The 14622-nt window shown below is 44.1% G+C and carries 13 protein-coding genes; 2 read left to right on the forward strand and 11 right to left on the reverse strand.

Annotated elements, in window-relative coordinates:
• Positions 1-92: 92 nt before the first annotated feature.
• Positions 93-1670, forward strand: a complete 1578-nt coding sequence (locus QFZ78_RS14365) for an ATP-binding protein (RefSeq protein WP_307548446.1) — start codon at positions 93-95, stop codon at positions 1668-1670.
• Positions 1671-1730: 60 nt separating this feature from the next.
• Here QFZ78_RS14365 and phoU read toward each other — a convergent pair whose 3' ends face one another.
• The 5 genes from phoU to QFZ78_RS14390 form a co-directional block, all read right to left on the reverse strand.
• The gene (gene phoU, locus QFZ78_RS14370) at positions 1731-2390 is read right to left on the reverse strand and encodes a phosphate signaling complex protein PhoU (RefSeq protein ID WP_307548448.1); all 660 of its coding nucleotides are present in this window, start codon (positions 2388-2390) and stop codon (positions 1731-1733) included.
• Between the two features lie 305 nt (positions 2391-2695).
• Positions 2696-3535 carry an MBL fold metallo-hydrolase gene (locus QFZ78_RS14375; protein WP_307548450.1) on the reverse strand — a complete coding sequence of 280 codons (840 nt, stop codon included), beginning with the start codon at positions 3533-3535 and terminating at the stop codon, positions 2696-2698.
• A 164-nt stretch (positions 3536-3699) separates the two neighbouring features.
• Entirely contained in the window at positions 3700-4506 is an 807-nt protein-coding gene (motB, locus tag QFZ78_RS14380; RefSeq protein ID WP_307548452.1) for a flagellar motor protein MotB, read from the reverse strand.
• Positions 4503-5297, reverse strand: a complete 795-nt coding sequence (gene motA, locus QFZ78_RS14385) for a flagellar motor stator protein MotA (protein WP_307548454.1) — start codon at positions 5295-5297, stop codon at positions 4503-4505. Before motA ends, motB begins: the two co-directional genes overlap by 4 nt.
• 24 nt (positions 5298-5321) lie before the next feature.
• On the reverse strand, positions 5322-5780 hold the full coding sequence (locus QFZ78_RS14390) for a MarR family winged helix-turn-helix transcriptional regulator (protein WP_307548456.1): 459 nt from the start codon (positions 5778-5780) through the stop codon (positions 5322-5324).
• A gap of 309 nt (positions 5781-6089) precedes the next feature.
• Between QFZ78_RS14390 and QFZ78_RS14395 the strand changes: the two genes are divergently transcribed.
• On the forward strand, positions 6090-6941 hold the full coding sequence (locus tag QFZ78_RS14395; RefSeq protein WP_307548458.1) for an aldo/keto reductase: 852 nt from the start codon (positions 6090-6092) through the stop codon (positions 6939-6941).
• 104 nt (positions 6942-7045) lie between these two features.
• On the opposite strand, the gene QFZ78_RS14400 is transcribed toward QFZ78_RS14395, so the two are convergent.
• The 6 genes from QFZ78_RS14400 to QFZ78_RS14425 form a co-directional block, all read right to left on the reverse strand.
• Positions 7046-7309 carry an HPr family phosphocarrier protein gene (locus QFZ78_RS14400; RefSeq protein WP_307548460.1) on the reverse strand — a complete coding sequence of 88 codons (264 nt, stop codon included), beginning with the start codon at positions 7307-7309 and terminating at the stop codon, positions 7046-7048.
• Entirely contained in the window at positions 7306-9033 is a 1728-nt protein-coding gene (ptsP, locus tag QFZ78_RS14405; protein WP_307555677.1) for a phosphoenolpyruvate--protein phosphotransferase, read from the reverse strand. Before ptsP ends, QFZ78_RS14400 begins: the two co-directional genes overlap by 4 nt.
• A 29-nt stretch (positions 9034-9062) precedes the next feature.
• Entirely contained in the window at positions 9063-10220 is a 1158-nt protein-coding gene (locus tag QFZ78_RS14410) for a mannitol-1-phosphate 5-dehydrogenase (RefSeq protein ID WP_307548462.1), read from the reverse strand.
• Complete coding sequence (locus QFZ78_RS14415; RefSeq protein ID WP_307548464.1) at positions 10217-10654, reverse strand: PTS mannitol transporter subunit IIA; 438 nt, start codon at positions 10652-10654, stop codon at positions 10217-10219. The genes QFZ78_RS14410 and QFZ78_RS14415 overlap by 4 nt, the downstream gene beginning before the upstream one ends.
• A gap of 23 nt (positions 10655-10677) precedes the next feature.
• Complete coding sequence (locus QFZ78_RS14420; protein ID WP_307548466.1) at positions 10678-12717, reverse strand: BglG family transcription antiterminator; 2040 nt, start codon at positions 12715-12717, stop codon at positions 10678-10680.
• A 63-nt stretch (positions 12718-12780) separates the two neighbouring features.
• Positions 12781-14214 (reverse strand): PTS mannitol transporter subunit IIBC, encoded by a 1434-nt coding sequence (locus QFZ78_RS14425; RefSeq protein WP_307548468.1) that lies wholly within the window; start codon positions 14212-14214, stop codon positions 12781-12783.
• Positions 14215-14622 lie beyond the last annotated feature (408 nt).

Below are 14622 nucleotides of genomic sequence, written 5' to 3' on the forward strand. Positions count from 1 at the left end.
AAAAAAAGAGGGAATTCAAACTTTTCCCCGAAAAAGAGAGGGATGGATTGTTAGGTGCGTACAAGCTTGTACAAGCACGGAAAGGATTTGAAATGGAACAACAAGTAAAAATCTTGGCGGTAGATGACCGTTACGAGAACTTGCTGGCTCTGAATAGCATTCTGGCCTCTTCCAACTATGACGTTATTTCGCTGCAATCAGGCGAGGAAGTTCTGAGATATTTATTAAAAGAACCCGCTGATCATATCGCTGTCATCTTGATGGATGTGCAAATGCCTGGACTTAGCGGCTTTGAGACGGCCGAACTGATCAAGCAGCGGAAAGCTTGTCAGGATATTCCCATCATCTTCCTAACGGCTCTAAGTACCTCTATTGAGCATGTGTTGAAGGGCTATCATGTGGGCTCTATTGATTATTTATTCAAACCTATTCATCCTAAAATGCTGCGCATGAAAGTCGATGGCTTCGTTAACATGCACCTCAATCATCAAAAAATCAAATATCAAAGTGAACTGCTGCATAAGCGAACGCTAGATCTCGAAGAGACCAATCGTAAGTTGGCTGAAGCGGAAGAGAAATTAAAGCAGCAAAATTTTCTTTTGGAACAATGGGTGGAAGAGCGAACGGCCGAATTAGTAGATGCTCATGAAAAGCTGATAAAATCACAAGAACACTTCAAGAAAATGTTCATGCTCTCTCCATCTTTGATGGCTATCCGCCGTCTACCTGACCTCACCTATCTCGAAATTAATGAAAGCTGGAAACAATATACAGGCTATGGCGATGAAATCATTGGAACAACACTAGATCTTTTACGAGCTGAAGTGGGTGATACAAGGAATTTTAATGATGTCATCCATAATTGCAAGGTCAAGTATGAAACCAAGTCTAAGGAAATTCGAACAGCCCTGCTTTCAACGGAAATCATCGATATTGAAAATGAAAGCTGCTTGCTAGAAGTTGCCGTCGATATCACGGAAAGCTTGCGATTTGAATCGGAAATGGCTCGTCTAGCCCAACTCAATCTAGTTGGGGAAATGGCCGCCGGTATTGCCCACGAGATTCGCAACCCGATGACGACCATTCGTGGCTTCCTCCAATTATTTCGCGAGAACGATCGTCATATGCAAAAAGAATACATCCCCATCATGCTAGAAGAGTTGGATCGAGCGAACGAAATTATTACCGAATATTTATCCCTAGCCAAAAATAAGCAGTCCCACCAACAGCCCGAAAATATCAACCGTATTATCGAAATGCTCCTCCCCCTCATCCAAGCAGAAGCCGTCATGTCCGGCAAGCATGTTCATTTCCAATTCATGGATTGTCCCGTCATTCAACTCGACGATAAGGAAATGCGTCAACTCATATTGAATATGTGTATGAATGGTCTGGAAGCCATGAGCCTCGGCGGTAAGCTGAGAATTGAAACATATACCGAGACCGAACATGTCGTCCTGCTTATCGCTGATGAAGGTATAGGAATTAATGAGGAACATCTGGAGAAGCTAGGAAGACCTTTCTTCACGACCAAAGACGAAGGTACAGGGCTTGGTTTAGCTATTTGCTACAGCATCGCAGCCAGGCACCATGCATCGATTGAAGTTCAGTCAAGTGAAAAAGGAACTACCTTTCTCATTCGCTTTCCGATTACAGCCTCACGCACATGAAAAAGGGACGCTCACAAGTCTTAATGACTTAGGAGCGCGTCCCTTCTATACTGGATTTTATTACACATTCAAATCCTTGCGTTTCCCTGTGACCATATAAATAACACCTTCACCGATATTTGTTGTGTGATCGGCTACACGCTCTAAGAAATGAGCAACAAACAATAAATGGGTTAATTGACGGTTACGATTGTAATCCGAACCCATCATCCCCATCAATTCCTGCATCACCGAGCTGTATAGCTTATCCACGCGGTCATCCATCTCGGCAAGCGATGCAGCTCTATGAACATCTCGCTCCGTATAAGAAACGAGGCTCTCATGAAGCATCTCAATGGCAATATCGGCCATTTCAGGAATGATTTCGAGCGGCTTAACAAGCTCTTCTCCAGCGAGACGGATCGTAATCTTTGCAATATCTACGGCATGATCAGCAATTCGTTCCAAGTCTGTAGCGATTTTCAAAGCCGTTCCAATGATTCGCAGATCACTTGCCATTGGTTGTTGTAAAGCAATTAATCGAAGGCTAAGCTCGTCTATCGTCATTAAATAATCATCAATGCGGTCATCATTTTTAATAACTTGCTGCGCAGCATTCTCATCGAACTTAGCTAATGACTCCACCGACTTGAGAATCAAATCCTTAACGCTTTCCCCCATATCCTGTAATTCTTTTTGCAAAAGTGACAATGATTGATGAAACCCAGGTCTTGCATCCATTTTGTGTCTCTCCCCTCAGTTGTAGTTTGCTGTTGTCCCCGGACAGGCCTAGAGCATACGGTTCAAGGTGCTCATGTAGGTGGATTCCCCACACGAATAATAAATTTAATTTGTCCGCTTTAATCTTATGCTTGGTCGCCACGATTTATTTCCCCAAGAGAAGTCTTCTTGTAAAATTTAAATAATACTAACGTTAAAATCCCTCTACTCTTCCCTATCGGAAGCTTAGAGGGATTTTAAATTTTCGAGTAATACGATAAAAGCGTATCTAATGTAATCTAAGACAGGCAACCTATAATTACTGCCTAATGCACAAACCGACCTTCCTCAGGAATCGCTATTTTCTCGAAATCCTCCGCCAGACGGCCTAGTTCGCGGCTTAGTTCTTCACCGTTCATTGGTTTTCCATGTCCCGTTATCGCTAGAGTTGGATGTAACGCTTGAAGCTTTCTTACCGAATCCCCGGCTGCTTGCCAGTCTGTCGTGAAATACTTGGGAGGTCCGCTTATTTCTTGTTCTTGTGTGAACACCTTGTAAAGTGATTCTTGTTTAACGGTAACGAAGGCATCACCAGCAATTAATGAACCATCTTTGGCTCGAAAAAGAGAAATGTGTCCTGGTGTGTGTCCCGGTGTATGAATCCACTGCCATCCCTTCAGTCCAGGAACGATGCCATTAGCAGGTAAAGGATGTACATGATTACCGATGTCAATACCGTGGTTTGGAAACAGGGGCGACAGCTCGCTTACAAGCCCGCCATCTACCGTTGAATCCCCTTTAGGATAATTAGATTTTCCTGTCAAATAAGGGATTTCCAACTCATGCGCATATACCGGAACATCCCAGTATTCCAAAAGACTTTCTATAGCCTCGACATGGTCGAAATGTCCATGCGTCAAAATAATCGCCGTAGGCTTCTTATGGGCTCCAAAACGCTCCTCAGCGACACGAATGATCTCATCTGCCGATTGCGGCATGCCAGCGTCAACTAAAAACCATTCTTTATCCCTGCTTGTTGGGTTGCCAATGAAACAAATATTCACGATCTGAATGCAGTAACCATATATATCAATGGCTATTTCCTTGCCTTCACCGCTGGATAATGTTGTCAGCGGGATATACGTATGCTCATATGTATGCTCCATATAAACCTCTCCTCATCATTGCAAATTCCACATTACTATCCCCATTTTGCTATTAAATTACTCCATATTTCTCAATATGAAATGTGTTATTGAACAAAAAAAAAGGCCAGAGTCTAGCGACTCTTAGCCTATCTTTTCATAATAAGTCTTAGGGGTAATTGCGCTTATTTCGCAATCTCATCCGTCGCTTTAATGTTACGCAAGATGCTCACTTCAACTCGGCGGTTCTTCGCTCTACCTTCTGTTGTATCATTTTCTGTGATCGGCCGGTATTCGCCAAATCCGACCGAAGAGTAGGAAGCAGGTTCAATTTTACTGTTATTCAGAAGTATTTTCATAAAATTGACTGCACGCTTGGCGCTTAGATCCCAGTTCGTTTCAAAATCTGCTCGATGAATCGGGATATTATCCGTATGACCTGCTACTTCAACCTCATATCCAGGATAATTCCCCAACAAATTAGACATGGAAACAGCTAGTTTTTGTGATTCTTGTTTAATCGTAGCCGAACCTGAATCAAACAGTGCACGGTCACTAATCGTAATGGTCAGCTTCTCATTATCCAGCTTCGTGGTTAGCTGCTCACTCATGTTGTTTTCTTTAATGTACGCATCCATGCTTTGCTTTAACTCTTTGAGATCCTTCTCTTCCTTCTGCAGCTTGGCAGCCAGCTGACTGTCGGTTTTACTCTCTTCCTTCGGCGGAGGGTTCTGGTTCTTATTATTATTTTTGGTAGAATTCGCCGCATCATCAATCGGAATCAAATTCGACATCGCGAAGGGCGCTTCCCCCCCCGAGAAGGCATTGTTCAAGGACCGCATTATCGAATCGTATTTCTTAGAATCCACCTGACTAGATGCAAACAAAATGATAAAGAGGGCTAGAAGCAAGGTAAGCAAATCCGCATAGGGAATGAGCCAGGTTTCATCAATATGTTCTTCATGATCCTCATGCTTCTTCTTTTTACTCACTGCGAAGCGGCCCCCTTCGAATCTTCGTCATATGACGCTCGTTCACTATTGGCAACGAAGATCATCATTTTTTGCTTCACGGAATTGGCAGATACACCGGATTGAATGGAAAGTAGTCCTTCCACGACCATAAGTTTAATTTCTACTTCTTTCTTAGACTTTTGCTTCAGCTTATTGGCAAAAGGGTGAAAAATAACGTACCCAAGGAAAATCCCGAACATCGTTGCAACAAAGGCTGCTGAAATCAGATGACCTAATTTCTCTACTTCACTCAAATTACCAAGCGCAGCAATGAGCCCAACAACGGCGCCAAGTACCCCAAGTGTAGGTGCATATGTACCTGCTTGCGTAAAAATACTTGCATATTTCTTATGTCTTGTTTCCATCTCCGCAATATCTTCGAGCAATACGTCACGTACGAAATCTGCGTCATTTCCATCAATAATGAGGCGCATGCCGCTTTTCATAAAAGGGTCTGACAGCTCTTCTGCTTGCTTTTCCAAGGAAAGTAATCCTTCACGACGTGTAATGGATACCCATTCGATGAATGTTTCGATCAGTTCTTTTTTAGGCATTAATTTCTGTTCGGTAAAAATAATTTTCAATAAGGTCGGAATCTTCTTTATTTCTTCCATTGAAAAAGCGATAAATAAGGCCGATGCTGTACCACCAAAAATAATTAAGGCAGCCGCAGGATTCAGCAGTGCAGCCAGGCTTGCCCCTTTCAATACCATACCCACACCAATGGATATAAAGGCTAAAACAATTCCGATTAGTGATGACTTCTCCATATTCAAGGCACCTCTCCCTATGATCTAATTTTCATGAGTTGTCATGCTTCCTAAAGATCTCAACAAGCTTGCCAACGTTTCCTGTTCTTGCCCCAGTTTAGAAAAAAAACGGCGATCGGCTTGCTCGACTATGTCTATTGCCTTGGATATCAACCTCTCTCCAGCTGGAGTTAAAGAGATTGATTTGGCCCGCGTGTCCGTCGGATGTTCCTTGCGAATGAGGAAACCTTTCTTTTCTAAGTTACGAAGTACTTGTGATGCCATCATGGGATCCATATGCGAATGCATGGCAATTTGAACCTGTGTCACATCCTCGAGAGGAGATTGAGAATTTAACCACTCTGTGGTTGCCAGCAAAATAAATTGAACATGCGTGAGATCCAAATCATGCAGGGCATAGCGAAGATTTTTTTGCCATAGATTCGTAACCTGCCAAAGATGAAATCCTGGACTATCATAGGGCTTTCCGTGTTCCGTTGTCATTGACCCTCCGATAATTCAACAAAAAATGGTATATGTACATATAATAAGTTTATTTATTATTTAATACAATCATTTTTTGTCGAAAAATAGGACTAAAGTCATGTTTTTTTGTGAATAAGCAAACAATTTGACGAATGTTAGCGTCCTTCTCCTACTTATTTTATACTTGAGAAGAGTCAATTCCTGCTTGAACCGATCTCAGTGTGAAGAAAACCTGTTTTATATTAAAATTTGGTATGACCAGGTATCTCTTTTGGAAACGATAGGAAAGATTGAAAGTCGCCATCTTACATACGAGGAGTGAATTATGTGGAGAAACGTTCGTTTGGTTCGACCGGGCAGCAATTTCCTATTCTGAGCTTTGGTGCTCAGCGCATTGTCGATGAACACCAGTGTACAGAAGATGAGGCGATTCAAATTGTAAATCGTGCAATTGACGAAGGAATCACCTATTTCGATACAGCACCAAGCTATTCGGATGGACAATCGGAGGAACGACTTGGCAAAGCGTTGGCACGCGATGGTCGAAGGAAAGATGTATGGATTGCTACCAAAACGCATGATCGAACAAGAGACGGTTCCCTGAAGCTGCTGGAAGCAAGTCTGAAGCGCCTGCAAACGGATCATGTCGAAGAATGGCGATTGCATAATATCATGACGATGGAGGAACTTGATCAGTGCTTCGCCAAAGGCGGAGCGCTAGAAGCGCTTCTTGAAGCCAAGGAACAAGGGATGATCAAGCATATCTCGATCAGCGGTCACACGAATCCTAGAGTTCAGTTGAAAGCGATTGAACACTGTGACTCGTTCGACAGCGCGCTTGTTGCCTTATCCGCAGCAGATCATCTCATCTACAGCTTCGCTCATGAGTTTTTGCCTAAAGCGGTTGAGAAAGGTGTCGCTATCATCGGCATGAAGGTTATGGCGCTCGGTAAGCTGGCTCCTTGGTACGAGAAAGCTCTCCAATATACGTTCTCGCTGCCGATATCTACCGCAATTGTCGGTATGGAATCCATGGCGCAGCTGGAACAAAATCTAGCCATCGCTAAGAGCTTCAAGCCGATGACTGAGCTGGAGCAGCTCGAATTTCTCAAAGAAATTAACCCATCTTGCTACCCCCGATGTGCTGCGTTGGAAATCAACCGATTGGGTGTCCGGTGAATGGTACGTACGTAATTAATAATAGAAGCCAGCAAGTTAACGCCTTGATCGCAGGCATTAACTTGCTGGCTTTTCAATTGAAATAGATTCGGTTTGCCACTCGCTTATTCTTCGAAGATGTAAGTCAGCAGCGCCCCTAGCTCTTTGATTGCCTGCTCCTCTTGCTCGCCGTCCACTTCCAATGTTACTTCGTCATTCTGTTGAATGCCGAGTGTCAGCATACTAAGCGAGCTTTTGCCGTTGACCTTCTTTTCGCCTTTGATCACATTCACTTTGCAAGGGAATGTGCCAACCTTCTGAACGAATACTTTCGTCGGACGGGCATGAAAGCCGGATGGATTTAGGACAGTAAATGTTTGAGATATCATTTCAAGTCACTCCTTGTCTTCTGTTCTACGAATTGTTTAATCTGGGATTGGCTGCTCAAGGATAAAATCTGCTCCGTGTAGCCTGCCCAATCCCTATGTGAAGTTTGTTTAATTAAGGCTCTTGCCGGCAAAATCGAGCTGGCACTCATACTAAATTCATGGAGTCCCATGCCGAGAAGAATCGGTATGGCGGTTTCGTCACCGGCCATTTCTCCACACATGCCAACCCATTTCCCTTCTTTTGCAGCTGCCTGTATAACCATTTGAATTAATCGCAAAATAGCGGGATGGCAAGGTTGGTATAAGTAAGAAACGGTCTCGTTCATCCGATCTGCCGCCATTGTGTACTGGATAAGATCATTCGTTCCAATACTGAAGAAATCGGACTCTTTCGCCAAGAAATCCGCTGCTAGCGCTGCAGCCGGCACTTCAATCATAATACCGACCTCTATGGTTTCAGAGACGGCAATTCCTTCTAGAACAAGCTTCTCTTTCTCTTCTTGAAGCAATTGCTTAGCAGCCAGCAGCTCATCCACAACGGCAATCATCGGGAACATGATTTTCAATTGTCCATAGCTGCTTGCTCTCAGAAGCGCCCTTAGCTGTGTACGAAACAGATCCTGCTTGCTCAGACATAAACGAACCGCTCGCAAGCCAAGGAATGGATTACTTTCAACAGGGAGCTTCATGTACGGGAGTTCTTTATCTCCACCTATATCGAGTGTACGTATAACGACAGGTTTATTGTCCATGCGTTCCAACACGTGCTTATAGACCTGGAACTGCTCCTCTTCACTAGGTAGAGCGTTGCGTCCCATATAAAGGAATTCCGTCCGAAACAAACCGATACCTTCCGCCCCGTTAGCTAATACCTTCTGTAAATCTTCAACACTGCCTATGTTGGCAGCCAGTTCTACACGGTGACCATCTGCTGAGATCGTAGGTCGATCAAGCAGCTTGCGCAGTTCGACTCTACGCTGATCATATGCCGCTTTGCGGGCTTGGTAGCTCTCTACCTCTTCATCGCTTGGAGCGATGAGTACGGCGCCCTCTACGGCATCCATAATAATCATGGTGCCCGTTTTGATTTCCACTGCCGCTGCTCCTGCTCCAACAATAGCTGGCACCTCAAGCGAGCGAGCCATGATCGCCGAATGAGAAGTACGGCTGCCGATCTCCGTTACAAAGCCAAGCACATAATCTAGATTTAACTGTGCGGTATCAGATGGCGTCAAGTCTTCGGCTATCAAAATACAAGGCTCGTTAATAGCCGAGATCGCTGCATAAGAGACACCACGAAGTCGGCTCATAATCCGGCCAGTGACGTCACGCACATCACTAGCGCGTTCCCGGAGCAGCTCGTTATCCATGGAGCTAAGCACTTCGATGAAGCTCCTTGCTACTTCATGCAGCTTATATTCAGCATTCAAGCCTTCGCCTTCAATCCCTTCGATAATAGCATCGATATAATCCGGATCTTCCAAAAGCATCAAATGTGCCTCAAAAATTTCAGCTTTTGCTGCACCCATACGCTGCTCGGTCAAATCTTTAATCTCTTCTAACTCTAGTTTTGCTTCTTCGATAGCTTTGCGGAAACGTTCTACTTCTATAAGAGCGTCTGCCACTTTCTCTGGGGCAGTTTCGTAATGATCATTGTTCAGCCGAAAAGCTTTCGCTATCGCAATGCCGGGGGAAGCAGCAATGCCGGTTAGTCGTTTTGTCATCATTTTAGCCACTAGGGAACTCCCCTTTCTCATGAAAGATCTGATTGTTGTAATTGTTCATATTGGGTTTTAATCATCTCATGTATCAGATGGTCTTCAGTGATACTCGTATACTTCGTTATCGTTTGAGCAACTCCGAGCTTTCGCAAATCAGCTTGAATCTGGGCGGCTTCAGGATCTTCCTGATCCTTAAATAAGAAAGCGGCGGCCATTGCCATAGCTGAATAGGTCGGTTTCATCCCAAGCTCAAAGGCCTGCAAAGCAGGACGAACAAGACGATCATTGCTGGATAACTTGCGAATCGGTGATCTTCCTACCCGCGTAACCTCGTCAATCAAATGGGGGTTTATGAATCTGTTCAATATTTTATCGATATACTGCTCATGCTGAGCAGGATCGAAGCCGTGCTTTTTGATAAGCAAGGCGCCGGTCTCATGCATCACATGGCGCACTAACGAGGCAATTTGTGAATTCGCCATCGCATCTTGAATCGTCTTAAAGCCATGTAAATAGCCAAGATAAGCAGCGCTGCAGTGTCCTGTATTCACGGTAAACAGCTTGCGCTCAATGTACGGCTCCAAATGTTTCACAAAATGGATACCATCAATGCGATGGAAGCCCTCCAACATTTGGGACTCGTCAACAACCCATTCGTAGAAGGGCTCAACCGTAACTTGCAGCGGGTCTTCATTATGTTGGATTGGAACAATCCGATCGACAGCAGCATCAGGAAATACGATGCTTGCGTCTACTTTATTACGTAGATCTTCACGAAGATGAGTGTACATGTGTTCTTTGAGCTGCGTACTACCGCCAATCGCATTCTCACACGCAATAATGTGAAGCGGCGCCGCGCCGCGTTCGATTCGCATTTCAATGCCTTTGGCGATGCCGGGCGCAATATGCTTCAGAATGCTGACACCCACTGCTGTTGTAACCAAATCAGCCTCAGCAACGGCTCTAGCTACATCATCTAAGTTCTTACCATTAATCGCTGTAACATTAGAAACGGTCAACGTTTCTTTATTTTCATTAGCTAAGCGTACAGTATATGACTTCCTCTCCTTCAGTAGCTCTACCAAGCTATCATTCACATCGGAGAAGATCACCTCATAACCGGCTTGGGACAAAATTAATCCAATGAACCCCCTGCCGATGTTTCCTGCACCAAAATGGACAGCCTTCATGACGCCATCCCGCTTTCGAAAATTTTCACCATTTCTTCAGGCGTCGCCGCTTTCATGATCAGCTCTATGTTCTCATCTTCGGAACAAATCATCGCAACATTCGTTAAGATATCCAGATGATCACTACCCGCGGCTGCAATACCGATGACTAGGTTGGCTTTTTCGCCTTCACCGAAATCCACACCCTCCGGAATTTGCACGATCGACAATCCTGTCGATAAAATCAATGATTTGGAATCCTGCGTACCGTGCGGGATGGCCAGACCATTTCCCATATAGGTGGACAAAGTTTGTTCTCGTTCCAGCATTTTATCGATATATGCAGCTGACGCATGACCTGCATCTACTAGTAGTTGGCCTGCCATCCGAATGGCCTCGAATTTATCCTTGGGCTTAGCGTTTAGTTTAATTTTATTCGTTGATAAGATCGTCATGGTAATCTCTCCCTATATCCGATTTATTTTTTATTTTCTAAAAAGGCGGCGAGTTCCTGGGATAAAAAATGCTTGATCTCAGACTGCGTCCCCGATTTCAACAGTTCGATCATTTCTGGAATCAATAGAAAAGAACTTATTTCACTGAGCACTTCTAGGCTTTCTTTCGAAAGCTCCTTCGGACCGAGCATGAGCAGGAGCTGCTTTACGTCTGACGCCATACCTTGGTCTAACTGCAGGTCGTCCTTTAATCGAAACAATGTGAAAGAAGGCTTCCTAACCTGCTCGCTTCGAATGTGAAAGAGGGCTAGCCCCGTGTCTGGGATAACTTGACTGCTTAAACATTCTCTTTCAAGCAGCAGGTTAACGATTAGTTCTACTTCATCGATCACACCTGAGTGTCTAACATATTCACAAATGACCTCCAGAGTTTCTCTCAGGCTGTCAAAGGATTGCTCGATGTGATATACCGTGAATTGATCTATGATGCTGACAATTTCGTTAATATAGTGTTGAATACGATGCAATCTGTTCGTTGAATCAGTGTCTTGAGGCGATTCACCACGTTCTCCAGCTTCTTTTTGCAGCGTAACATTTTGAATAAATAGCCTTAATCGCTCGGCTTCTTCTTTAGTTAACAGTGGGCTTAGCTTCAAGTACTGATCTTCGTCCAAAGGCAAATCTACTGTTGATATAATCAAATCGTATTCCTTTTCAGGGATGCGCGCTGCTTCAAACCAAGAAGCATGACCGATAATATCAATTTGCGGAAGTTCCTTCGTAAGTCGTACGGCCAACATTTTGGAAGTCCCGATCCCACTTGTGCATACGAGAATCGCTTTTACGTTACGCCTGAATTGCTTTTGCCTCTCGATAGAAGCTCCGAAATGCATGACCAGAAATCCTATTTCTTCATCAGGTACGGCAATTTCGGTTATTGTTTTATCTACAGCTCTCCGTATAGCATCAAATAGAGCTTCATAATCTTTCTTGATTTGCGATAAAAGCGGATTGCGTATGATCGCTCCTGCTTGAAGTCGCCTCAAAGCGGACTCCAAATGGCTAAGCAGCCCCTCTCGTAATGAACGATCATCGCTGAAACGGACCGCGATGCTGTTCTCCATGTTCCGGATGAGCTTCCATACGATTTCCATATAGCTTAGTTCTTCCAAAGAAAGCAGCTGATTCGGATGTTTGATTGACTTGGGCTCCAGTAATTCAGCTAAATAAAAAATTTCTGGTGTTGTTAATTCAATTGGAATTACCTTCGATAGCTGCTCAATCGTATGCGTAAGCAGCTTATTTGGGCGAAGTGAGTAAGGTTCAGGGTGAAGTTCAATCTGTCTACCCTGCTGAATTCTAGCGATAGTTATCGAAATATGAATAAGCAAATTGGTGTAATCCTGCTCGGATAGCTCACTTAAACCTTCATCTTCAGCAAGCCAAAGAGCGGCCTCCACCTTAGTAAAGTTTTCTTTCCCAATGAGTTCCAACAATCTTTGTGTAACTGGCGAATGCGAATTCACATTCTTACCAAATAGATCGGCTTCATCGAGACCGTCTTTGGCAAGCTGTGCAATCATCCTGCGTTTATTCGCCTCGGAACCGCTCAAACCAACACCATACCCTCTTTTACGTACAAGGATGAGGTCAGACTTCTGAATCCAGCTATCCAACTCATCGAGATCGTGCGTGATGGTTGGGACTGTTACGCCTAAGTCATGAGACAAAGTAAATAGCTTGACAGGCTCATCTTCTTGCAGTAAGGTGCAAAGAATCATAGTTTTACGATCTTCGGCAGAAAATTCAATGTCCATCATCCCATATAACATTCGCCGGAACGCCTCTAGTTTTTCCGGTTCTGCTTGTAGATGTATCCCTTTCCCTGATTTTTTTTGCAAAGTTAATCCATAAGCTGCCAAAATCGTCTCCAACTCGGACAGCTCCCTATGAACCGTTCTTGTGCTTACATTGATTTCTGCAGCGATTTCTCCTGCTGTAATATCCTCTGTTCGATTCATTAACAGCTCTAGGATTTGACGATTCCTGTTAGACAGGCTCATGATATTTCTCCTCACGAACAAAATGGAGATAACGCCGGCAAATAGCCAGCGTTAGAAAGGGTATTAACTTAATCGTTTCACAAGTTCATCGTATTCTGGACTTTTCATGAAATTTTCGATAGAAATGTGTTCAGCCTCCGGAGCCTTATTACGTGCTCGATCGGTTAATGATTTATGTGTGATAACGATATCTGCATCAGGTGGAATCTCGCTAATTGCTGTGTTGACCACAATGACATCGATAGCAGCTTCTTTCATTTTCTTTCTTAAAATGGAAGCTCCCATTGCGCTTGACCCCATGCCTGCATCACAGGAGAACACAATTTTTTGTACCTCGGAAGCTGGCGTCAATGTTGAGCCGCTGACTTTTTCAGCTGCCGCGGCAGCGGGAGCTTGTTTCATTTCTTTCATTTTCGCTGTTGCCTGCTCCAAATCTTCTTCATTCTCGGTTTGTTTCGTCGTTTTCAACAACAATGCACCGCCTGCAAAAGTGACAATCGTAGATGTGATAACCCCGGTGAAAATCGGCAGCATACCGCCTTTAGGAGCCATGGCAATGTAAGCGAAAATGCTTCCTGGTGATGGCGGAGCAACTAGACCTGCATTGAACAGGGAGAATGTGAACGTACCCGTTACGCCACCTGCAATCACAGCCAGGATCAGTCGCGGATTCATGAGAATGTACGGGAAGTAAATTTCATGGATACCGCCAAAGAAGTGAATAATAGCTGAGCCAGGAGCCGAAAGTCTCGCTGCTCCACGTCCAACAAACCAATACGCGAGAAGGATACCAAGTCCTGGACCGGGATTGGACTCCAGCATGAACAAAATCGACTTGCCTGTTTTGGAGGCTTGATCCAAAGCAATCGGACTTAGCACACCATGATTAATCGCATTATTTAAGAACAATATTTTACCTGGTTCAATCAGAACGTTCGCTAGTGGGAGCAGACCTGCATTCACAAGTGCTTGAACCCCGGAAGCAAGAGCTTTACTCACGACCTGAACAGCAGGACCAACTACCGTGTAAGCAAGAACGGCAAGTATAGCGCCGATGATGCCTGAGGAGAAGTTATTAACGAGCATTTCAAAGCCGGATTTAATTTTACCTTCAATCGATTTATCGAACTTCTTGAGTACCCACGCAGCGAACGGACCTACGATCATCGCCCCAAGAAACATAGGGATATCCGTTCCGATGACAACCCCCATCGTGGTTACAGCGCCGATGACGCCGCCGCGTGTTCCGTGTATCATCGTACCTCCCGTATAACCAATTAGAACAGGGAGTAGATAAGTAATCATGGGGCCGACGAGCTTAGCCAAATATTCATTTGGAATCCAACCTGTCGGAATAAATAAAGCCGTAATTAATCCCCAAGCGATAAATGCACCAATATTAGGCATCACCATACCGCTCAAGAAACGACCGAAACTTTGTACTTTCACCCGGAATCCTCCGGAAGATGCTTTCTTTTGTGCAGCAGTTGCACTCATTAGGTTAACCTCCCTTTGTCTCTTTCATGTTCTTATCGTAATGCAAAAGCGCTTACATATTCAATCAAATCAAAATCCCTTTTCGTCATGAACAATGTTGACAACATTTTAACCAACAGGTCATCTCAGCTTATGTCATCCTTGGACGAGTGTGTTTGTCATTGTTAATTGCACAGTAAGTTACGCCGAAGATAATTCTCAAATACATGCGAATGAGTACGTTGTAGTACCGCCGCATGGTGGTAGTCAACACTTGTTTAAATATTCGTTTTATTCGATGGTTCTATCCGTGTATTCTATAGCAGAAAGAAATCGAAGAAATTGTTGTACGTAGTACAACTTGCCTTCCAACTTGTTCTCTTACTTCTTTTACTACTACTATTACCACTACTCTCTTACCCTCACACT

Source organism: Paenibacillus sp. V4I5, assembly GCF_030817255.1.
Taxonomy (GTDB): domain Bacteria; phylum Bacillota; class Bacilli; order Paenibacillales; family NBRC-103111; genus Paenibacillus_E.